Origin of the sequence: Sporofaciens sp. JLR.KK001, from assembly GCF_036941055.1 — a bacterium.
GTDB lineage: Bacteria > Bacillota > Clostridia > Lachnospirales > Lachnospiraceae > Sporofaciens.
Map to the genome: position 1 here is coordinate 1,327,901 of NZ_JAYMNO010000001.1, position 22,057 is coordinate 1,349,957.

Genomic DNA, 22,057 nt, shown 5'->3' on the forward strand with positions numbered 1-22,057 from the left:
AGGAGTTGGGTGATGAAAAACTGGAGTGCGGAAATCGAAGAAGATGACGGCGTGGATGATGCCGGGACAATAAGATATGATGGAATGAATACGGAAGCCGGGAGATCGGTATATCCGATTGTCAACATAAAAATTGACAGGCAGCAATTTTCGATCTTTGAGATAAAGCGCCGTTATGACAGAGGAGCTATTTGTCTGGATCCGGATTTCCAGAGGAATTATGTGTGGAAGACAAAACAGAAATCGGAGTTGATTGAATCTGTTATCATGGGTATTCCCCTTCCTCTGATCTATCTGGCCGAGACAATGCAGGGGACTCTTGTGATCGTAGATGGAAGGCAGAGACTTACGACCTTTTTCGACTATATGGATAATAAATTTGCATTGAAAGGGTTGAATATTCTGACTGAATTGAATGGTTACAGATTCGGCGATTTAGAGGATGATAAAGAAATGCGCAGATTTGCGTCTGCAATCGAAGATTTTCAGCTGATCTTGCAGATCATCAAATATCCGACTCCTGACAGAGTGCGTTTTGATATATTTGACAGAGTAAATAGAGGCGGTACTCCTCTGAACAACCAGGAGATGCGCAATGCGCTGTATCAGGGGCGGTCTACAAGATTATTGAATCGATTGGCAGAAAGAGAAGAATTCAGAGCCGCTACGGGGTATTCGATCAGTCCTGTCCATATGAAAGATAAGTACATTATATTGCGTGCAATAGGCTTTTATTTCTGGAGAAACAGACAGCTGTTAAAAAAGAATGGTGAGAAAGTAAGGTACAGGAGCGACATAGAAGAGTTCCTGGGCAAGACCATGGAACAATTAAACCGAATGAGTGTGGAAGGGCTTAGGGAACTGGAAGAATTGTTCTGTGAGGTAATGGATATGGCTTATCATATTCGGGGAGAAGATGCATTCCGCATCCCAACAGACAGCGGCCGCCGCCGGCCAGTCAGTATGACTTTATTTGAAAGTCTGTTTTATTTCTTTGCGTTATTGGCGGAGGGAGAAGAAGAGATCGAACCGGAAGAAATTCAGACGGCAATAGATGAAATGTTGGAAGACAGTGTATTTTTGACTGCTTTGACCTATAATGTAGATAGTAAGATACATGTGGATGAAAGATTCCAGATGGTGACAGATAAATATGAGGAGTTGATAGGATGGTAAGCAGAATACTGGTGGACGGATTCAAAAGTATTGACAGAGCCGAATTGGATCTGGGGATGTTTACATTGTTGTCCGGAGTGAATTCAGCGGGGAAGTCATCGATTATTCAGGCATTTCTATATATGGTCCAGATGCAGAAGCAGCACACTCAAAAGGAAACAGACAGTGAATATGTAGTGTTGGGGAAATTTGCCGATATCAGGAATCATGTAAAAGGGAATAAAGAGATTCTCTTTGAAATGGATGTGAAGAAAGGGACTACAACGAGTGCCTCGGTAATGCGACTGGTTTCAGGGGACAGTTTTACTGCAGCAGCGCAGATGCTGCGCTCTGAGGAAGGTGTGAATGATTATGTATCGGCGCATAATGTGGTATATCTGTCGGCGGACCGTATCGGCGTGAAAAAGGCTTATGATCTGAATATAGAAAAACCGCGTGAAATCGGAAACCATGGAGAATATGCGTATTCATTTTTGGGGATGTATGGTCAGGAGCCGATCCCAGAGAGCGCTTTTGCATATGATTCGGAAACGGTGGGGATGAGCCTGAATAATCAGGTGAATTATTGGTTGGATTATCTGCTGGGATTTCATATTCAAACAGATATAGTAACAGATGTGGACCAAGTAATAGCCATGTATTCGAATTCACAAAATAATCGCTATTATAGAGCAGGAAATGTAGGAACCGGAGTTACGTATATAGCAGCATTGGTTATAGCAGCATTGTCTTGTAAAGCGGAAGACGTATTGGTTATTGAAAATCCGGAAATACATCTGCATCCAAGAGCACAATCCCGGTTTGTAGAATTCCTTGCATATATTTCGAATCACGGTTTACAAGTGATATTGGAGACGCATAGTGACCATATTTACAACGGTGTCAGAAAGTGTATAAAGAAAAGGCGTCTTTTAAAGGATAATGTTGCTGTTTATTTTCTGGAATTAGATACTGCGATGCAGACAGAATTATACAAGATCAGACTGAATCAGGAAGGTGCGGAAGAGAATCATCCGTATGGGCTCTTCGATCAGTTTGATGATGATCTGGATGAGCTGCTTGGGATGTGAGGGAATATAGATGGAGTTATTACTTAATGAGAAATCACTGGCCGGTCAGTTCGAGGATCAGGATGATTTCTATCAGGTATTACCGGATATGAGCAGAAATCTTAAGATTCTCAGACAGCATAGGGTTTATTTGCTGAAGCATAGTTCTTTATATACCAGAAAGATTACAAGAGATATGACGATTTTAGATTTGCAGAACCGTAAAGGGAAGGTTGATCCTTTGCAGCGGGATGAAGTAAAGAGATGGAAAAGAGAGCTTTCTTCTCTGGTTATGGATCCTCCGTTTTGGGATGTGGAATCAACGGATTCTGAGGATTCGCTGCAGGAGGCCGCCAGGCGGAAGACGGATGTGATCTCATTCCCGCACTCTGATTATCAGGATAAGACATTGCAGATATCTTATAAAGGTGGGACAGTACCGGTTATATCTGCAGTTACAACCAGGTATTTGCTTGATTTGTTATTGCAGTATAGAGAAATAAATATCTACGAATACTTGAAATTAAGTTACGGTGAAGGTAAGATACGAACAGATTATCTGGATGCTGGGATGGAAAGTGTACTGGCTTTGCAGAAGGCAGAGATAGAGGATCTTCGAGAAGCATTGGATCGATTTGAGACAGAACCGTGGACAGAGATTTTGAAGGATAATTTTTATTGCTATAAGAGCTACAAACCATCATCAAATAAGAAGAACTATTTTATATATACGGAATTTGCAGACAAACAGATTGCTAAATTCCGCTGTGGGAAGCATTCTCAGATCAGGTGCTTCGGATATAGAGAGAAAGAGTATTTTTACATATTATCGATAGAGCGGGATCACAGCTTGAGTGATACTGGTTAATTGAACAATTAGAAATATACGGGGGCTGCAGATTGGCGGATAGTTTTGAGGGATACAATTATGTGGATGTGAAGAGCGCCGTAAAATAAAATGCGGTAATATCTTGCATTTTGTCTGTTGAGCTTCAATACTTTACACATGATATCGGAAAGAAGCTTATAATAGAACCATATTGAATCAGGAGGTATGGTTATGAGTTTTAAGATTGCATTTATCGGAGCAGGAAGCCTTGTATTTGCGAGAACATTATTTACAGACATTATGTCTGTGCCGGAATTGCAGAAGGCTGATATTGCGTTTACGGACATCAACGGTGACAACTTGGAGAAGACTCGGGCGCTCTGTCAGAGGGACTTGGACGCGAACGGGATTCCGGTGAAGATCCAGGCGACTACGGATCGAAGAGAGGCGTTCAAGGATGCGCGCTATATTGTTAACTGCGTGCGTATCGGGGGCCTGGAGGGATTCGAGACAGATGTTGAGATTCCGTTGAAATACGGTGTGGATCAGTGTGTCGGGGATACCTTATGTACAGGCGGTATCATGTATGGACAGAGGGTGATCGCTGCAATGCTTGACTTCTGTAAGGATATCAGGGAAGTGGCAGAGCCGGGGGCCATCATGCTTAACTACTCTAATCCGAATGCAATGGCAACATGGGCATGCAACAAATACGGCGGGGTGAAGACGATAGGTCTGTGCCACGGGGAGATCCACGGGGAGATGCAGATTGCGGAAGTATTAGGAATTCCAAGGGAGGAGCTGGATATCGTATGTGCCGGGATCAATCATCAGACCTGGTACATATCAGTGAAGCATCACGGAGAGGATATGCTGGATAAGATTCTGCCCGGATTCTTGAAGCATGAGAAATTCTCTGAAGAAGAGAAGGTGCGTATTGATGTACTGAAACGGTTTGGGTATTATTCGACGGAGTCGAACGGACATCTCTCTGAATATGTATCCTGGTACAGGAAACGTCCGGATGAGATCAAGGACTGGATTAATCTGGACAACTGGATCAATGGAGAGACTGCCGGTTATCTCCGTGTCACCAGAGAAGAGAGAAACTGGTTCGAGACAGAATTCCCGAAGATCCTTGCAGAAGAGCCGAAGAAATTAGACGGATCCGAGAGAGGGAAGGAGCATGCTTCTTATATTATCGAATCGCTTGAGACTGGAAGGAAGTACCGCGGACACTTCAATATGATGAACGAGGGATGTATAACCAATTTGCCGGATGAGTCGGTAGTCGAGGTTCCTTGTTATGTGGACGGCAACGGCATCAGCGTACCGAAGGTAGGAGATCTGCCTCTGGGGTGTGCGGCGGTATGTTCTCAGTCCATATGGGTGCAGAAGCTTGCCGTGGAGGCCGCGGTACATGGGGATGTGAACCTGCTAAAACAGGCTGCGCTTATGGATCCTTTGACAGGTGCGGTATGTAATCCGCCGGAGATCTGGCAGATGATAGATGAGATGCTGGTAGCTCAGGAGGAATGGCTGCCGCAGTATCAGGAAGCCATTACCCAGGCGAAGGAGAATCTTGCAAAAGGCGATCTGATCCCGACGAAGGAAGGATACAAGGGCGCGGTAAGACTGAAGGAAAAATCAGTGGAAGAAGTCGCGGCAGAGCATGAGAAGAGGAAGATTACGGTGTAGATATCGGTACCACTTCGTTATTACTGATTCGGGACTGGGGCAGAAACTCGTCTAAGCTGATTTAAAAACGGACAACCAGCCTTTCTTTGGTAATATCAATACGTTCAATCAGTTTATTGTCTGTATAATGGGGTTAAAACCCTCGCCTTAAGGCGAAACCTTTAGGTCAACCCTATATCTTCAAGTTTAGAAAAGGGAAAAAATAGAGATACTAAACTTGAGGTGAAGAATATGCAGCATTATAGAAAATCGTCACATTGTACGTATGACATTAAGTATCATTTGGTGTGGATTACAAAGTACAGGAAACCTGTGATTACAGGGAAGATAGCAATACGGACAAGAGAACTGATCCGAATCATCTGTCAAAGTAATGATGTGGAAATTTTGGCAGGGCATGTAGGAGCAGACCATATCCATATGCTGGTATCTGCTCCACCGCACTTGTCTGCAAGCAAATTGGTACAATATATCAAAGGGAATACATCCAGAAAGTTGCAAATGGAATATAAGGATTTGAATAAGCAATTCTGGGGACAGCATTTGTGGGCAAGAGGATATTTTGTGGCAAGTAGTGGAAATGTGACGGATGAAATCATCAGAGAGTATATCAAAAACCAGGATTTGCAGGAGAAAAACAAATCAGATAACTTCGAGATTGGATAAAATTAAAGTACAAAAGCATAAAGAAGAGCACGGACAACTTCAGGCTGCTTTAGCAGCAAATCGAACCTACCGGCTTTAGCCGGTAGTGGTTCAGTTTCCTTTCTTTTTACAGTATTTTTTTACTTTACATATTTTGCCTTTTGCCTTTTTTGCAGTACAGACTTCCCCATACCCATCTGCACAATAAGACCAAAGAATATAATCTACTTCTGCGGCTGATTTCCCTGTCATTTTTGATAGCTCCACTATAATGTCGAACGCTTCAAAATGCGTTACTTCCTTTTTATCTGAAAACGCAAGATACTCATTGCTTAGAATCCTGCAAATATGTCTGTCTGGTTTGGGTATATCGTGTCCTACATTCCGCAGATATTCACATACCAGTGCAACATTCATCTGCTCTAATTTGTATCCGTTATCAACAATATACTCCCGGACTTTTTCGTAAACTTTCATATTATCACTTCTTTCTATCAAGGATTTCTTGATTTTAATCCATAATATCACAGATAATCTGTTTTTGTCAACGGAATATCAAGAATATCTTGATTTGAAATTGCCTTTGTAAAGTTTTGAATGTATAATTAGTCAAAAGGCGGTGAATATATGAAATACGAAATCGGAAATCGAATCCGTAAATACAGAGAGGAGCTTGGAATAAGTCAGAAACAACTGGCAGAGCAGCTTGGCGTCAGTAATGGACGTGTTTCAAATTGGGAACAGGGAATTAACAGACCGGACGCCGATATGCTTGCTGAAATTTGCTATGCCTTAAAGGTTTCTCCAAGTTCATTATTAGGTGTTAAGCTGTCGAAAGAGGAATTGAGTGATACAGAGTGGAAGATTATACAGGCATACAGAGAGAAAAAGGAATTACAAAAAGCGGTAAATATCCTGCTTGGAATTAGCATAGAATAAAGAAAATTAAATGTTGCTATGAACGGAGTGAACAGTAATCATTGAGGATTTTACGATCTTATATTATACTGTAAGTAAGGAGAGATAACCATGCGAAGATTAAAAGTATATTTAGACACATCTGTTGTTAGTCATTTGATGCAAGAGGACGTTCCTGCAAAAATGGCTGATACGTTACAGTTATGGGAGTTGTTCCGTAAGGGGATTTATGAGGTATATGTGTCTACGGTTACATTAGAAGAAATATCAGCCTGTCCCGAACCAAAAAGAAGCCGATTAAGGGAGTATTTAGGAGAGATTTCGTTTACGACCCTTGATATTTCTAATGATGCCGCGGAGGTTGCACAACAAATCATAGATATGGGAATTTTGACGCAAAAAAGTTATGATGATTGTCAGCATATCGGGGCGGCTGTTGTGAACGAGTGTGATTGTATTATCTCATGGAACTTTAAGCATATAGTTAATATCAAAACAATTCGCGGAGTACGTGCAATTACAAATTTGAAAGGATACAGACCGATTGAAATTTTGAATCCGTCCGTATTATTAGAAAGTGAGGAATGATTATGGAAAAACCGATTCTAAGCCCCAATTTTACAATTGAAGATATTCATAAATTGCGTGAATACAATTACTTTGTCACAAAAGATATGACCGCCCAGGAACGGATAGACTATTATAATCAGAAAGGGCGCGCGTTTTTAAAGGAAATTGAAGAAAGTAGGTTACAAAAGGTGTAAGAGTTTAACAAAAAATACCTATGAAAAAACCTTACATAAGTATGAGGATAAAATAAGTGAGAGTTGTATCTTTTCATGCTGTTTAAGTAACGAAAACTGTTCGTATATCAGTTACAGCAAAACATCTGACTTGGAGTTTATTGGATACATTTTCATATACTTGTTTTGTCAGTTATTACAGAATTTATGTAAGGAGAATCTGTTTATGAAATACAATAAGAATTTATTCAGGAAAGGGTGCAGGGTGTAAGAGGTGAGGTAGTATATCAAATATAGTATAACCTCATACTGATTTTTTATCATTTATATATAACGTATCTTACACCCTGCACCCTATATCAGTTGCCAAGCATACAATAAAAATGTCCAGCGAACGTTTTTGAGTTTAGAAGCTTACGGATTCTTCGTCGGACAAAATCTGTAGAGAACGGAATCTGTATTCTGGTAAATCAGAAATCTGACAGGTATTATTGGTTGCTGTTTTTGTTATTGGAGGACATAGTATGAGGCGTTTGCCTTTTACTGCTTTCCTTTCAAATACGATATGTTCCCGTTCCTCAATTCTGCCAAGTAACTTACCGATTCTTGCACTTGAAATATGAAGGCTTCTAAACTCTTCATTGAGAGCCTTTGCGATTTCAGCCGCTGTCTGCCATTTCCATAACGCTTTGTCGGTTTGGAAGTCTGCACAAGTCAGAAATTCATCTTCGCCAAAGAGCAGTTGTTCATATTGTTGGTTATTACGATTGATGAAATCCTTTTCGTTCTCTGTAAGAAGATATCCTTTCGGGTTTCTTTTGTATATGGTGAGTATTTGTCTCCAAAACTGTGCGTACCATTCAGGGGAGAGTTCAAAAATTCTTTTTAAGTCTATCTTCTCAATGGGTATCGTCCCAAATCGGCGGTTTCCGGTTTCGTCCCGCAAATAATCCTGTGGGTTTACAGTTCCGCAAAAAGAGGTTCTGCGGGGACGAACCGTTTCACAGCGTGCGTATGGTTCCCGATAACGGTCTGTCTGTTCTGTAAGAAAGGCTTTGAGCGCTGACTGCTCTTTTTTCGTAGTGCTGTCTATCTCTCACAGCTCGCATATCCATACTTTCGTAGCTGACATTAGGCTGTCCTTATTTGTCATATCCAAAGTAGCTCCGCCCTTAAAGAAGCTGTCCTTAATTGCAAGATGTCTGAAAAACTGTGTCTTTCCGATACCTTGTTTTCCCTGTAACACAAGCACTCCCTCTGCGGTAACAGGCGTATCGTCAGAATTAAAGAGGACAGCAATTGTTTGTATGGTCCATTTCCTTATAAGGGACTGGTAATTCTTATCGGTAATGCCTAATATTTCATAGACTACTGGAAACCTGTCCACATGATCCCATGACCTCTCATGCAGAAGTGTCGTTACAGGGTGATAATGATTTTCCATAGATATTACATGAAGATTTTCATATGCAATCTTTAAGATCACTTTTTTAAATGACAGTTTATACGCAATGTCATATACAAATGTGGCTAAAAGATTGTTCAGATCATCCTGTCCGTATTTTTCAGGTATTCCATTAATTTCCGTCCGTCTGTTCATATCATTGAATTTTATTGTAACTCCAATCGCTTCTAAAATCAGCCTGGTGACTGTAATGGTGAATTTTCTGTCTCTTTTATCTATACTGTATAATTGCTGAACTGCAACAGGATTTACAGGTGGTATTTCCCATTGGGTTATTAATGAAGCTTTTTGATATATAGACGGCTCTATATAGTCAGGCTGTACTTTTATCGTATCGTTATAATAGTTTATTGCTTCATTCCATATTGACTGTGCCTCTTTTTCTGCCAATAATGGAGAGCATTTCTGTGATTCTTTCAGATACAGATTATATACAGCGTCTGTCACACCATATTTTGTAAGAACAGATAGTGCAAACTTGTGTAAAGTGTTGTTCCTCTGTCCCTGTGGGATGACGGCAGTATCTTTTGGCTTTGTATCTGGCGTTTGCAGAGGTATTTCCTGATGATTGGATAAAATATACTCCGTTAAGTTTGTTTTCCCATCTACATACGATACAACGGGATTTTCTACCCCGAAATTTAACTGTGCCGCCCCTGTTACAGCAGAATCAAAATATAATTGCGGAAACATGGACACCAGTTTCTTTGCATAATATTCAGATGCGGATTCCAATATATGTGTCGGAAATATCAGATGATACTTGGGGCGTGGTGCCTGTCCATTCTTGCGTTTCATATGATTCCTGCTGGGGTAATAGTAAAATGGAACATCAGGCAGTGCATTTTCAACATCTTCGGGCGTTATTCAGTCAGCTTCATTTTCACTGTGCGTATTGTCAATATCAGCAAGCAGGCAGTCCGCCTGAATAAAATGGTCTGTTTTTCTATAGCCGTCTTTATATTCTGCAATACAGTTATCCCATGTTACTGCTTTTTCTAATTGCTTTGTATCTCCGCTTGATATATGATATTTACAGGAAAAGCCATAGGGCTTGTCCCGTTGTTCACGTCTGTTTGGACTTTGCCAGATAGTAATATCGTTACTTTTTTGAATTTTCATAATGAACCTCTTTCTATAGTAAATGTGTTGATTATTTCGTTTCGTATTTGTAAAGAATCGTTTCTAACATAAAACACTCAACATGTATTAACAGTATTCAAGCTGATAGGAGTTTTTCGAGACGATTCTGATAATCAATTCATTTACTATGAGGTTTCGGCAGTCCTGAATCAGACTATACGAAGTGACACCGAATAATAGGTAACCAGTTAAAGTGGATTGTCAGGATAACTTTCGAGTTATGGCAATCCACTTTATACATTATCGGACGTTAGCGGAAGCGACAGTGATTCTGCAAGAAAATCCACCAGCCGTTTTTTATGTTCGGCCGGTACAATCTCATCATCATCTTCATCGGAATTCTCATTTTCTTCGTCTACGAAATATGTCAGGCTGTCCCGGTATAGTGAGATGGAATCAAGAGGCCAGCCCGGCTGTCTTCTGGGAGAGGGCCGGTCGATCATATAGAAGGCGTTTTCCCTTGTGATCGCGGTATCCTCCATATAGGAATAGATCTTACCCTTATGATAAACTGCAATTCCGTCTAAGTAATATGCCAGTACCTTTCCTCCAAGGGAATGAATCAGTTCGGAATAATAGTTTATCATCTCTTCATCATCTAATCTTGGCAGCCCGTTCGGAGTCCGGATATTAAGGCCCGGCTGTCTGGGATCGCCCGGCGCCAGTTCATCAAAGTATAACCCGGAATCGTTGCAGATCACAGAATCAAAATATTGCCCGTAAAACCTTGCCTTTAAAACGGCGTTTTCTCTGGGGGTGTGTCCTCGTTCCTCCGGTTCTTTCGTGATATTCAGATCCTTTAAGGTGCAGAATTCTGCCGCGTATCCGGATAAGAGTTGTATGAATCGTTGGATCTTGGAAGGATTCGTTGTTCCGATCAGTATTTTCTTCATTTTGTCCTCCGTTTATTCTCCTGGTACAGAGAAGATTCCTCAATTATAACATTGCGGCTCGCGGGTTACAAGAGATATTCAGACTGGTCTGTTGCTGGTCTGCTGCTGTCCGTTACTGTTCACAGAAATAGTGCTTTACACGGTGAATGCCGATTGATATAATAAAAGTACCAAAGAAAGCAGTATTTTAAAAGAGAGGTGGATGGGGATATGACTGAAAAAGAGTTAATGCAGAAAAATGTTGAGGAATTTGTTCAACTGCAAAGTTATATGTTATTAGCTGATAAAGGCTCAGAGGTATATGAAGCTATGAAAGTAAGATATAATACTCTAAAAGTTATACTTACTTCATCTGGAATTAATTTAACAGAAATTGACAGAATCAAAGAGTAGCGTTTGAAGAAGTGAGGTGAGGATATGCCAAATACAGCCGAGACGATTGAAATCTTAGCAAGGAAACTTGAGAGAGTCCGTATTTTGAATGATTTGAAAGAATGTAAGACGCTTGAAGAGTATCAACAGCTTGTAGAAAAATATGAAGCATTGTGCAATGATGATAAATCTTAACCAAAAAGGTGTAAGGTCTTTTGTAATTGAGGGCTTTACACTTTTTGAATGAATAGGAAGGAGAGCAGCTATGCCGTGAAGGGAACAAAAAGTGTCAGATGGAATACGCTGCAGATAACGGCGGTAGGATTTTTAGGTGTGATTTTTCTCGGCGGGATATTGCTGTATCTTCCGGTCAGCAACACGCAGCCGATTGCGTTCATAGACGCGCTATTTACTTCTGTAACGTCGGTGTGTGTGACAGGATTGGTGACGATCGTGCCGGCGTCTCAATTTACCCTGTTTGGGAAAGTGGTATTGCTTATATTGATCCAGATTGGCGGTCTGGGCGTTATCGCATGTGCAACGATATTTTTCTTCCTGCTTCGAAGGAAGATCACGGTCCGGGAGAGAGTAGTCCTGCAGGAAGCCTATGGCGCGCAGCGGTTGGGCGGAATTGTCAGGATGGTGAAGAAGGTGATTCTGGGAACCCTCATAGTGGAGGGCGGCGGGGCATTGCTGTATACGCTGCAGTTCGTTCCGGAATATGGCGTGATCAAGGGCATATGGTATTCGGTTTTCCATTCAGTCTCGGCGTTCTGTAATGCGGGGATAGACATCTTAGGAGAGAACAGCTTTGCAGATTATGCGGTGAATCCGGTGGTGAATATTACAACGATACTGCTCATTATATTAAGCGGTATAGGATTTACGGTCTGGTTTGATGTTATTGAGAATACAAAGGAGCTTATTCACAGAGAAGTACCGGGGCGCTGGTGGTTCACGAGACTCAGGCTGCATTCGAAGCTGGCAGTCATTATGACGGTGTCTCTGATCATTGCCGGGGCGGTATTCGTATTTGCTGCCGAATATCATAACCCGGAGACGATAGGCGGTATGAGCCTTGGCGAGAAGCTTATGGCGTCTGTGTTCCAGTCGGTGACTACAAGGACGGCAGGATTCTATACGGTTTCCCAGGGGGCGCTGCATGGAGAGTCGAAATTATTCTGTTCGATACTGATGTTTATCGGCGGTTCGCCGGGAGGTACCGCAGGCGGGGTGAAGACGACAACCATTGCCATGTTATTTCTTGCATGTCTTACGTTCGTAAGGGGAGGTAATGATACAGAGTGCATGGGCAGGCGGATATCAGTGGCGAATTTCCGTACAGGGTTCTGCGTTGTAATGGTAGCATTTACTGTATTTATTACCGGGACGATTGCGATTCTAGTGATCGAACCGGACAGTATTCCAATGGTCAATGTCCTCTATGAGACCGCGTCGGCAGTGGGAACGGTGGGACTTACGGCAGATCTGACCCCGCATCTTAGCTGGGCCAGTCAGGTGGTCCTGATGATCATGATGTATATCGGAAGACTGGGACCGTTGTCTCTGGTGCTCACATTTGCAGGGAAGACGCATCCAAGAGACAAGATTCGAAGGCTTCCTAAGGAACAGATCATGGTCGGATAGGAGTAGGTTACAGGAAAAGGAGACATAATTTATGAAGAAACAGTTTGTGGTATTGGGGCTTGGAAGCTTTGGCGCAAGTGTTGCGGTGACCCTGCAGCAGTTAGGTTGCGATGTTGTAGCCGTGGATCAGGATATGGAGCGGATCAATGATATCGCAGATAAGGTCACTTATGCCATGCAGGCTGATATCGGCAATCCGGACCTCTTGCAATCTCTGGGGTCAAGGAATTATGACGGGATTGTTGTGGCTTCATCTGAGAATCTGGAGGGCAGTATACTGGCGACATTGGCGGCGAAAGAGATGGGGATCCCGTATATCCTGTGCAAGGCGCATAATTCAAGATACGCCCAGGTACTTCGGAAGGTGGGGGCGGATGCGGTGGTTTTCCCGGAAGAAGAGATGGGGCGGAAGATCGCGAAGAATCTGCTGTCTGCGAACCTTGCTGATTGGATTGAATTATCGCCGGATTACAGTATTGTAGAGACTGCCGTGCCAAAGCGCTGGATCGGCAGGACGCTGAAGGATCTGGATGTCAGAAGAACCTATGGAGTGAATGTAGTCGGGGTGAAGGAAGGAGATCATGTGGAGATTACGCCGGATCCGGACGTGTCGCTGAAGGAAGGGATGATATTGATGCTGATAGGCTCGAATGAGGCGTTGGAGAGGATATAAAAGGAATAGGGTGTATTATTAAATTTTTCTAAAATACGGGAGTTGTCATGCTGACAATTCCCGTATTTTTAAGGATCATGGTAAACTGTCAACAATTTACAGTGCATTGTTTGTTAGAGTTTTCTTGACCAGTGTGCCGGAAAATGATAAAATTAATCATATTTATTTTTATTTCGGGAGAGATTAACGTTAATGGATTAACGTTATAGGTGATTATCGATGAAATCAATAGGCAGTATACACGGATGCGATGATACAGTGATCAGACTTTTGCCGGAGAGTCCTTTCTATGATGCCCAGGAGCGGATGAAGGAGTATCTCCTTTCTGTCGAGGATGACAGGATGCTGTATAATTTCCGGCGGGCTGCGGGCCTTGATACCTGCGGAGCAGTACCGTTGGACGGATGGGAGAAGTGGGAGAGCCAGATCAAGGGACATACGACGGGGCATTATATGTCGGCATTGGCGCTGTGTTATCATGCGGCCGGCGATGAGCGCTTCAAGGAGAAGGCGTTATATATGGTAAAGAGCCTGGCAGAGTGCCAGGACGCGTTTTCGAAGATGGAAGGTGTGGGAGAGGGCTTCTTAAGCGGGTATCTCCCGGACCAGTTTGACCAGTTGGAGGAATACGTGGAGTATCCGACGATCTGGGCGCCGTATTATACGCTGCATAAGATCTTCGCGGGGCTGCTGGATTGTTATACATATGCAGGGGCAAAAGAAGCGCTTGCAGTATCCGAGAGATTGGGACTGTGGGTGTGGAGAAGGCTTTCTAAGCTTACATATCAGCAGCGGACCAGGATGTGGAGCATGTATATCGCCGGTGAATTCGGGGCGATGAATGTGATCATGGCACAGTTGTATATGCTGACAGGCCGGGAAGAATTCATTGACTGTGCGAAGCTGTTTGACAATAAGAAGCTGATCTATCCGTTGGAGCAGAAGAGGGACGAGCTTGACCAGATGCACGCGAACCAGCATATTCCGCAGATGCTTGGCGCACTGGAGATATACAAGGCTGCAGGTGAGAAGCGGTACTATGATATGGCGCGGTTTTTCTGGCAGATCGTCACGGACGGGCATACCTATGCGCCGGGAGGCTGCGGGGAGAGCGAGAAGTTCTTCGCTAAGGATCGGATCGGAGATCTGCTTACGAAGAAGACGCAGGAGACTTGTGCGTCTTATAACATGCTGAAGCTTACGAAGGAGTTATTCCAGTATGAGCCGAAGAGCTGTTATATGGATTACTATGAGAGGACGGTCCTGAATCATATCCTGGCGTCCCAAGACAAGCGCCCTACAGGGGAGAGCACGTATTTCTTCCCGTTAGAGCCGGGAGCGAAGAGGGAATTCCTGTGGGAGAATAGTTGCTGCCACGGCACCGGTATGGAGAGTCATTTCAAGTACAGGGATGGGATCTATTTCCACCGGGAGGATGAGTTCTATGTGAATCTTTTTATTCCGTCTGTGCTTGAGTGGGCAGAAAGGGATGTCCATATCCGGCAGGAGGCGGTCGGCGGTCATCCGGAGAGGACAAGAATTACCGTGAAGGGTTCTGGAGTCCATACAATCAAGATCCGTCTGCCGAAGTGGACTGTGAACGCCGCAGGTGCGGAAGAGAATGGAGTTCGTGTACGGGGATATGAGATAGAAGAGAATGGCAGGAAGCTTGCCGTAGAACCCGACGAGGACGGTTACCTGGTATTTACAAGGGATTTCTCGGAGGAGATCACGTTTGAACTCACATTTACATTCAGTTTCCGAATCCTTCGGGCAGCGGATATCCCGGAGAGGGCGGCAATTGCCTACGGACCGTTTGTTATGGCGGCATTGTCCGAGGAGAAGGGCTTCTTGAAGCTTCCGTTTACGGAGACGGATATAGAAGAGAAGATGGCGCCGGCGGAAGAGAGGCTTACGTTCATCTGTGAGGGAACGAGGTGGATTCCGTTGTGTATGGTAGACGAAGAAAGCTATCATGTGTATGGGATTTGCAGTGAGTGACGCCGGGACAGTATTCATCTGCGTATGATAGACTAAAGTATAGAGTATAGTCAGTATATACTGGCATAGGATTGGTAGAACCAGGGAGTTGTATGCGCATCGTATATGAGGACCTGTTAAGCTACATAGAGCTAATATAATAAAAAGGAGGATTCTTTATGAAGAAGAGATTATTAGCCGCATTTTTAGCAATGGCTATGACAGCCGCAATGGTGACCGGCTGCAGTACGCCGGGATCAGGAGGAGGAGACAGCGGAGCAGGTTCAGGATCAGATTCTGACGGCGGAAGCTCCGATGCAGGCGGTAAGAAGAGAGTTACATATACTTTGCGTGAGGATGTTCCGTCTATGGACCCGCAGAACAGTAACTCGATCAGTTCTGCATCTGCCAATATCCATGTACTTGCCTGCCTGACAAGGAATAAGGAAGGCGAAGTAGTGGGCGATGCTGCTGAGACATGGGAAGTATCCGACGACGGTCTGGTATATACCTTCCATCTGCGTGACGGTCTGAAGTGGAGTGATGGTGAGGATGTAAAGGCAGAGGATTATGTATATGGTATGCAGAGGTTGATGGATCCAGATTTTGCTGCTGATTATGCATTCATCGGATATATATTGAAGAACGGTACTGCTGTCAATAACGGTGAGGTTCCGGTAGAAGAGCTTGGAGTAAAGGCTCTGGATGATAAGACTGTAGAGATCACGCTGGAGCATCCGGCAGTATACTTTGATGCGATGGCTTCTATGTGTGCGTTCGGACCGGCAAGAAAAGACCTTGTTGAAAAGTATGGTGCAGAATATGCGGCAGATCCGGAGAAGGCTGCTTACAACGGACCATTCGTAATGTCTGAGTGGAAGCACGGCGACGAGCTGATCATGACCAAGAACCCGGATTACTGGGATGCTGACAGCATCAAGCTTGACGAGATCTGCATCAAGACCGTACTGGATGCTAAGACAGGTGTGGCGATGTTCGAACAGAACGAGGTTGACATTACCATCGTTCCTTCCGATATGGTTCCTCAGTATGCAGAAGGCGAGCTGAACACAGAGGCATATTTCACAGGCGCGGATGATTATATCATGCTCAACCAGACAGAGGGCAAGGCGTTTGCGAATAAGAACTTAAGATTCGCGATGAACTTTGGCCTGAACAGGAAGGAATACAACACACTTGTGAACTATGATACATATGTACCGGCACAGAGACTTGTCCTTCCAAATGTAACATCAGCAGATACCACATACGGCGAGGCTTATCCGTATGAGCCGTTCCCGCTTGAGAATGATGACGCGAAGGCAAAAGAGTATCTTGATAAGGCAGTAAAGGAGCTTGGAGTATCTTCACCGGCAGATATCCAAGTCACACTTCTTACAACCGATACGGAGAATGCTAAGAAGCAGGCAGAGGTATTAAAGGAGCAGTATGAGAAGAACCTTGGTATCAAGGTAGAGATCGAGCAGGTAACCTACAAAGAGAGACTCCAGAGAGAGCAGGATCTTGATTATGATATGGTAGTTACCGGCTGGGTACCGGATTACTCTGACGCATATTCTTACCTTGAGCTGTGGATCAGCGACGGACAGTACAACCACTCCGGTTACAACAATCCGAAATATGACGAGTATCTTGAGAAGTCTACGACTGAGACAGATGCGAAGACAAGACAGGATCTATTATTTGCGGCTGAGAAGCTTTTCCTTGAAGAAGACGCGGCTTTAGTACCGCTTCAGTTACGCCAGGATACCTATCTTGTGAATCCGAAGATCGAGAACTTCAACGTATACTTCGTTGGATACGACTTTAACCTTGTATATGCAGATTTAGCAGAATAATCGTTAGTGAATTGTAAAGCATGGTTTTAAGCGAGGGGAGCCGTAATACGGTTCCCCTTTTGACAATTTTGATTATTCAGGGAAATTTAAGAGGTGTGGGATAATCAAAATTGTCAAATAATTGCCACAAGACAAGAGAAAGGAGAAACACATGGCAAAATATATAATAAAACGAGTGCTGCTTGCAATCGTGACATTATTCGTACTTGTAAGTATCGTGTTCGTGCTGGTACGTTTGCTGCCGGGTGATCCGTTTTCCAATCCGAAGATGACACCTGAGATCAAGGCGAACTTAGAGGCGTATTACGGCCTTGACAAACCGCTGCCGGTACAGTATGTAACCTATATGAAGAATGTTATCCGCGGTGATCTTGGCTACTCCATGAAGTATGAAGGACGTACGGTCAACCGTATTATCTCCGAATCTTTCCCGTTCTCTGCGGACTTAGGGATCAGGGCGCTGTGTTTTGCGTTCTTTTTCGGAATTATACTGGGGATCATAGCGGCGCTGAACCGCGGGAAGAAGCTGGATTTCTTCTGTATCCTGATCGCGATCATAGGAACGTCCATACCGGACTTCATCATGGGGTCGCTTCTGCAGTATTTCTTCGGGATCAAATGGCAGCTGTTGCCGGTTGCGCAGTATACCAGCTTCAAGCATACCATCCTGCCGTCTATTGCTGTGGGATTCTATACCCTGGCATCGGTATCGCGTCTGATGCGCTCCAGTATGCTGGAGGTCGTAACCTCAGATTATACGAAGACGGCCAGGGCAAAGGGACTGTCAGAGTTCCGCGTGACCTTCAAGCACCAGATCCGTAATGCGATCACCCCGATCATTACGATCATGGGTCCTACGGTTGCGGCTGTACTCACGGGTACTTTCGTAATCGAGGCGCTGTTCGCGATTCCGGGTATGGGCAAATATTATGTTGACAGTATTAATATGGCTGATTATACGTTGGTTCTGGGGATGACGATCTTCTACGGCGCATTCCTTGTCATAGCGATCCTGATCGTGGATATCCTGTATGGTATCGTGGATCCGAGAATCCGACTCAGCGGAAAGAAAGCGTAGGTGAAGCGGATATGGCAGAGATAACAAGAGATAAATTTAATATTATTGGAAAGAACGCTAAGAGCATGGAGTCCATTTCCCGCCCAAATATCGGTTATTGGCAGGATGCATGGAGACGAATCCGCAAGAATAAGATCGCGTTCTTCTCCCTGTGCCTGATCGGACTGTATATACTTATGGCGATATTTGCGCCGATGTTAAGCGGGTTTGACTATGCGACTCAGAGTGTGGAGAAGATGAACCAGCCGCCTTCATCCGTGCATTGGTTCGGTACGGATTCCCTGGGGCGGGATCTCTGGGTACGTGCCTGGATGGGCGCGAGAGTATCCCTTACGATCGGATTCGCGGCAAGTATGATCAATGCTTTCGTCGGTTCGATCATGGGAGGCATCTCCGGCTTCTACGGCGGTAAGGTGGATATGCTGATCCAGCGTATCGTAGATGTATTGTATGGAATTCCAAGCATGATCGTTACGATCCTGCTGATGGTGGTGATCGGTAACGGCGTACACTGTCTGATCATAGCCATGTGTATGGTAGGATGGATCGGGAGCTGCCGTTTCGTCCGGGGTGAAGTGCTCAAGCTTAGAGAGTCGGATTTCGTTGCGGCAGCGAGGATCCTGGGTGTGCCGGATATGGTGATTATCGTGAAGCATATCCTGCCGAATGTCATGGGACTCATTATCACGAATCTTACCATGGCGATCCCAGGAGCCATCTTCCAGGAGGCATTCTTAAGCTATATCGGTCTGGGTATCAAGCCGCCGGGGTGCAGCTGGGGAGTACTGGCCAAAGAGGGTATCGCACAGCTTCGTATCAATCCTTATCAGGTCGTGATCCCGGCAACGCTGATCTGTACGACCATGCTTGCCCTGAACCTGTTGGGCGACGGACTTCGTGATGCATTTGACCCGAAGCTTCGAGGAACAGAATAGGAAAGGAGTAAGAAGATGGAAAATTTATTAGAAGTTAAGAATCTGACATTCTCCTTTCGTACTTATGGAGGTGTCGTAAAGGCAGTCCGTGATGTAAGCTTTGAAGTGCGTCCAGGTGAGATCCTGGGTATCGTAGGAGAGTCGGGCTGCGGGAAGAGTGTTACTTCTTCCTGTATCATGAGACTGAATCCGGAGCCCCCGGGATTCTTCGAGGGCGGCCAGATCTTGTACAAGGGCGACGATGTGCTCAAGATGGATAAGAAGGCGCTCCGTAATATGCGGGGGACGGAGATTGGATTCATCTTCCAAGATCCGATGACATCCCTGAATCCGACCATGAGGATCGGCAAACAGATCGAAGAGGTCTTCGTGGGCAAGAAGGGTATGAGCGCGGCCGAGAAGAAGCAGAAGGCTCTGGAGATCCTGAAATTAGTAGGAATCTCTGACGGAGAGCGCAGATATAAGCAGTATCCGCATGAGTTGTCCGGCGGTATGAAGCAGCGTGTCATGATCGCGATCGCGCTGGTAGGAAGCCCGAGTATCGTTATCGCTGACGAGCCGACTACGTCTCTGGATGTTACTATTGAGGCGCAGATATTGGACCTCTTGAAGAACCTGCAGAAGACGCTGGGAACTTCTATTATCATGATCACCCATGATCTGGGAGTGATTGCGAAGCTCTGTGACCGTGTTCTGGTTATGTACGGAGGAAAGATCGTGGAGAGAGGTACCGCAGACGAGATCTTCTACAACACTTCTCATCCTTATACGAAAGGGCTGATGCAGTCGATCGCGAGGCTGGATACCGCTAAAGGTGAGAAATTAAAACCGATCGAAGGGACACCTCCTGACTTATTCTCCCCTCCGGTCGGATGTCCCTTTGCAGCCCGGTGTGAATATTGTATGGATGTATGTATCGATACACCGCCTGAGACTTATCAGCTCTCTGACGAGCATGCCGCTTGCTGCTGGCTGCCGCATGAGTTTGCACCGGATACCGATATGAAGAAAACCGTGATAAAGAAAGGAGAGGTGAAATAATGGCGAATCAGGAGACGAATCAGCCTCTCGTACAGGTTAATAATCTATGTAAATATTTCCATATCAGCCGCAAGGAGACTTTGAAAGCGGTAGATGATGTGACCTTTCACATCAACAAGGGAGAGACAGTCAGCCTGGTAGGAGAGTCGGGCTGCGGCAAATCCACCACCGGGCGGTGCATGATCCGTCTGTATAATCCCACGAAGGGAGAGGTTATCTACAACGGCAAGAACATTATGAAGCTTAGCGGCGCGGAGAAGAAGGAGTTCTGCAAGAAGGTACAGATGATCTTCCAGAATCCGTATTCTTCCCTGAATCCGCGTATGACAGTCAAGGAGATCGTAGGCGAGGGATTAAAGCAGCATGGGATGTCCCAGAAGGAAGCAGATGCGAAGGTGGAGAAGCTTCTTGAGACGGTAGGCCTTAACAAGGATCACATGTCTCGTTTCCCGCATGAGTTCTCCGGCGGGCAGAGACAGCGTATCGGTATTGCCAGGGCGCTCTCGGTAGATCCGGAGTTCATTATCTGTGACGAGCCGATTTCCGCTCTGGACGTATCCATCCAGGCACAGGTCATCAACATGCTTAAGAACCTTCAGGAGACTATGGGGCTTACTTATCTGTTTATTGCCCATGACTTGAGTGTTGTCAAATATATCTCGGACCGTGTAGTGGTTATGTATCTGGGAACTATCGTGGAGACCGCAGAGACGGAGGAGCTGTTCTCGAATACGCAGCATCCGTATACAAAGGCTCTGTTGTCGGCGATTCCGGAGGCAGATCCTAAGAAAGCCAAGGCCAACGAACGAATCCCGATCAAGGGAGAGATCCCAAGCCCGATCAATCCCAAGAACTGCTGCAGGTTCGCAGAGCGGTGTGAATTCGCCACGGACCGTTGTTTCGGAGAGATGCCGAAGCTTAAGGAGGTTGCTCCGGGACACATGGTAGCGTGCCATTTAGTATAGATAATATGCAGCGATCAGAGTGTAGTGTTATGTAAGAAACGTAACATTACACTCTGTTTTTGTCTAATTTAGATAAAAACAGAATTAAAAAGGTGGGGAAAAGGGATATTTTTTGGGTGAGTTGCTATTTTTTGACTAATTGAGAAAATCAGGTCTCTTGTCCTTTTTATTTGTATGATTCATTTGGTAAAATAGGATTAAGAGGTGAGGTCCATGGAGGTATTCAAGGAACTGCCGGTGAAAAAGCAGGAATATATGGAGAGACTGTTTCAAAACTGTACAGAAGAAGTAAAGTATTATATGAGTGTTGCGGATGTTAAGGAAGGTCAGCTCCTGATTGAGGCGGGAGAGAAGTGTGATTACATTTATATAATATTATCCGGGAAGGTGAGCGGGATCGAGTGGCCCATGTATGGACGTTCTTATTATTTTAAGGATTATGGCCCAGGGGATTTCTTTGGTGAGATCGAGTATTTTGCAGATCTTTCGAATTACAGGATCAGTGCGATAGCATTGACCGAATGCAGGGTGCTTATCATACCGATCATTTACTATATGGAATGGCTGCGAAGTGATGTGGAGGCGCTGTATCTGCGGACGAAGGAGAATACGGGCAGACTGATCTCACAGACGGCTGATGCAAGAAGGTATCTGTTCATCGAGAGCAGGGAGCGGCTGATGATGCATCTGATCCGTAGGTATGAGCAGAAGCAGCCATTGAAAAAGCCGCTGGAAATAAAGGCAAGCAGGGAAAAATTGTCCGAGGAGATCGGGTTCTCTGTGAAGACGCTGAATCGTAATATAAAAAAACTGGAGGAAGATGATTTGATCTCTGTCAAAAAGGGGAAGATCATTATTCCGGAAGCAGGATATCTGAAGATGAAGCAGCATATCGCGTACTATATTAACGGTGAAGTCTGTCAGAAGGCAGACATTTAAGAAGTAAGA

Annotated in this window: 22 protein-coding genes and 1 pseudogene; 19 read left to right on the forward strand and 4 right to left on the reverse strand. The window is 44.6% G+C overall.

What is annotated here, in order from left to right:
- Positions 1-12 precede the first annotated feature (12 nt).
- The 5 genes from VSQ62_RS07210 to tnpA all read left to right on the forward strand — a co-directional run bounded on the left by VSQ62_RS07210 (position 13) and on the right by tnpA (position 5,418).
- Positions 13-1,176 (forward strand): DUF262 domain-containing protein, encoded by a 1,164-nt coding sequence (locus VSQ62_RS07210; protein WP_334634007.1) that lies wholly within the window; start codon positions 13-15, stop codon positions 1,174-1,176.
- The gene (locus VSQ62_RS07215) at positions 1,170-2,246 is read left to right on the forward strand and encodes an AAA family ATPase (protein WP_334634009.1); all 1,077 of its coding nucleotides are present in this window, start codon (positions 1,170-1,172) and stop codon (positions 2,244-2,246) included. Before VSQ62_RS07210 ends, VSQ62_RS07215 begins: the two co-directional genes overlap by 7 nt.
- 10 nt (positions 2,247-2,256) lie before the next feature.
- Complete coding sequence (locus tag VSQ62_RS07220) at positions 2,257-3,093, forward strand: hypothetical protein (RefSeq protein ID WP_334634010.1); 837 nt, start codon at positions 2,257-2,259, stop codon at positions 3,091-3,093.
- A gap of 192 nt (positions 3,094-3,285) precedes the next feature.
- Positions 3,286-4,752 (forward strand): alpha-glucosidase/alpha-galactosidase, encoded by a 1,467-nt coding sequence (locus tag VSQ62_RS07225; RefSeq protein ID WP_334634011.1) that lies wholly within the window; start codon positions 3,286-3,288, stop codon positions 4,750-4,752.
- A gap of 231 nt (positions 4,753-4,983) precedes the next feature.
- Entirely contained in the window at positions 4,984-5,418 is a 435-nt protein-coding gene (tnpA, locus tag VSQ62_RS07230; RefSeq protein WP_334632532.1) for an IS200/IS605 family transposase, read from the forward strand.
- A 90-nt stretch (positions 5,419-5,508) separates the two neighbouring features.
- Here tnpA and VSQ62_RS07235 read toward each other — a convergent pair whose 3' ends face one another.
- Positions 5,509-5,874, reverse strand: a complete 366-nt coding sequence (locus tag VSQ62_RS07235; RefSeq protein ID WP_334634012.1) for a hypothetical protein — start codon at positions 5,872-5,874, stop codon at positions 5,509-5,511.
- 150 nt (positions 5,875-6,024) lie between these two features.
- Here VSQ62_RS07235 and VSQ62_RS07240 point away from each other — a divergent pair, with 150 nt between their 5' ends.
- The 3 genes from VSQ62_RS07240 to VSQ62_RS07250 all read left to right on the forward strand — a co-directional run bounded on the left by VSQ62_RS07240 (position 6,025) and on the right by VSQ62_RS07250 (position 7,079).
- Positions 6,025-6,336 (forward strand): helix-turn-helix domain-containing protein, encoded by a 312-nt coding sequence (locus tag VSQ62_RS07240; protein WP_334634013.1) that lies wholly within the window; start codon positions 6,025-6,027, stop codon positions 6,334-6,336.
- A gap of 90 nt (positions 6,337-6,426) precedes the next feature.
- Positions 6,427-6,903: a type II toxin-antitoxin system VapC family toxin gene (locus VSQ62_RS07245; RefSeq protein WP_334634014.1), complete on the forward strand. Its 477-nt coding sequence runs from the start codon at positions 6,427-6,429 to the stop codon at positions 6,901-6,903.
- A 2-nt stretch (positions 6,904-6,905) separates the two neighbouring features.
- A complete protein-coding gene (locus tag VSQ62_RS07250; protein WP_334634015.1) occupies positions 6,906-7,079 on the forward strand; it encodes a hypothetical protein in 174 nt (57 codons plus the stop codon).
- A gap of 385 nt (positions 7,080-7,464) precedes the next feature.
- Here VSQ62_RS07250 and VSQ62_RS07255 read toward each other — a convergent pair.
- From VSQ62_RS07255 to VSQ62_RS07265, 3 genes and pseudogenes are all read right to left on the reverse strand, one after another.
- Positions 7,465-9,321 (reverse strand): annotated as a pseudogene (locus VSQ62_RS07255) (VapE domain-containing protein).
- A gap of 69 nt (positions 9,322-9,390) precedes the next feature.
- The gene (locus VSQ62_RS07260) at positions 9,391-9,645 is read right to left on the reverse strand and encodes a hypothetical protein (protein WP_334634016.1); all 255 of its coding nucleotides are present in this window, start codon (positions 9,643-9,645) and stop codon (positions 9,391-9,393) included.
- A gap of 254 nt (positions 9,646-9,899) precedes the next feature.
- The gene (locus tag VSQ62_RS07265) at positions 9,900-10,559 is read right to left on the reverse strand and encodes a non-canonical purine NTP pyrophosphatase (protein ID WP_334634017.1); all 660 of its coding nucleotides are present in this window, start codon (positions 10,557-10,559) and stop codon (positions 9,900-9,902) included.
- Positions 10,560-10,769: 210 nt separating this feature from the next.
- Here VSQ62_RS07265 and VSQ62_RS07270 point away from each other — a divergent pair, with 210 nt between their 5' ends.
- The 11 genes from VSQ62_RS07270 to VSQ62_RS07320 all read left to right on the forward strand — a co-directional run bounded on the left by VSQ62_RS07270 (position 10,770) and on the right by VSQ62_RS07320 (position 22,048).
- Positions 10,770-10,952 carry a hypothetical protein gene (locus VSQ62_RS07270; protein WP_334634019.1) on the forward strand — a complete coding sequence of 61 codons (183 nt, stop codon included), beginning with the start codon at positions 10,770-10,772 and terminating at the stop codon, positions 10,950-10,952.
- Positions 10,953-10,976: 24 nt separating this feature from the next.
- On the forward strand, positions 10,977-11,126 hold the full coding sequence (locus VSQ62_RS07275; RefSeq protein WP_334634021.1) for a hypothetical protein: 150 nt from the start codon (positions 10,977-10,979) through the stop codon (positions 11,124-11,126).
- Positions 11,127-11,201: 75 nt separating this feature from the next.
- Entirely contained in the window at positions 11,202-12,578 is a 1,377-nt protein-coding gene (locus tag VSQ62_RS07280) for a TrkH family potassium uptake protein (protein WP_502957725.1), read from the forward strand.
- A 31-nt stretch (positions 12,579-12,609) separates the two neighbouring features.
- Positions 12,610-13,251, forward strand: a complete 642-nt coding sequence (locus tag VSQ62_RS07285; RefSeq protein ID WP_334634025.1) for a potassium channel family protein — start codon at positions 12,610-12,612, stop codon at positions 13,249-13,251.
- 219 nt (positions 13,252-13,470) lie between these two features.
- A complete protein-coding gene (locus VSQ62_RS07290; RefSeq protein ID WP_334634026.1) occupies positions 13,471-15,252 on the forward strand; it encodes a beta-L-arabinofuranosidase domain-containing protein in 1,782 nt (593 codons plus the stop codon).
- A gap of 158 nt (positions 15,253-15,410) precedes the next feature.
- Positions 15,411-17,090 (forward strand): peptide ABC transporter substrate-binding protein, encoded by a 1,680-nt coding sequence (locus VSQ62_RS07295; protein ID WP_334634029.1) that lies wholly within the window; start codon positions 15,411-15,413, stop codon positions 17,088-17,090.
- Between the two features lie 151 nt (positions 17,091-17,241).
- Entirely contained in the window at positions 17,242-18,168 is a 927-nt protein-coding gene (locus VSQ62_RS07300; protein ID WP_334634031.1) for an ABC transporter permease, read from the forward strand.
- A gap of 11 nt (positions 18,169-18,179) precedes the next feature.
- Positions 18,180-19,103 (forward strand): ABC transporter permease, encoded by a 924-nt coding sequence (locus VSQ62_RS07305; RefSeq protein WP_334634032.1) that lies wholly within the window; start codon positions 18,180-18,182, stop codon positions 19,101-19,103.
- A gap of 15 nt (positions 19,104-19,118) precedes the next feature.
- Entirely contained in the window at positions 19,119-20,144 is a 1,026-nt protein-coding gene (locus tag VSQ62_RS07310) for an ABC transporter ATP-binding protein (protein ID WP_334634033.1), read from the forward strand.
- Positions 20,144-21,109, forward strand: coding sequence for an ABC transporter ATP-binding protein (locus VSQ62_RS07315; protein WP_334634034.1), 966 nt, complete (start codon positions 20,144-20,146; stop codon positions 21,107-21,109). The genes VSQ62_RS07310 and VSQ62_RS07315 overlap by 1 nt, the downstream gene beginning before the upstream one ends.
- Before the next feature lie 213 nt (positions 21,110-21,322).
- Positions 21,323-22,048, forward strand: a complete 726-nt coding sequence (locus tag VSQ62_RS07320; protein ID WP_334634035.1) for a Crp/Fnr family transcriptional regulator — start codon at positions 21,323-21,325, stop codon at positions 22,046-22,048.
- Positions 22,049-22,057 lie beyond the last annotated feature (9 nt).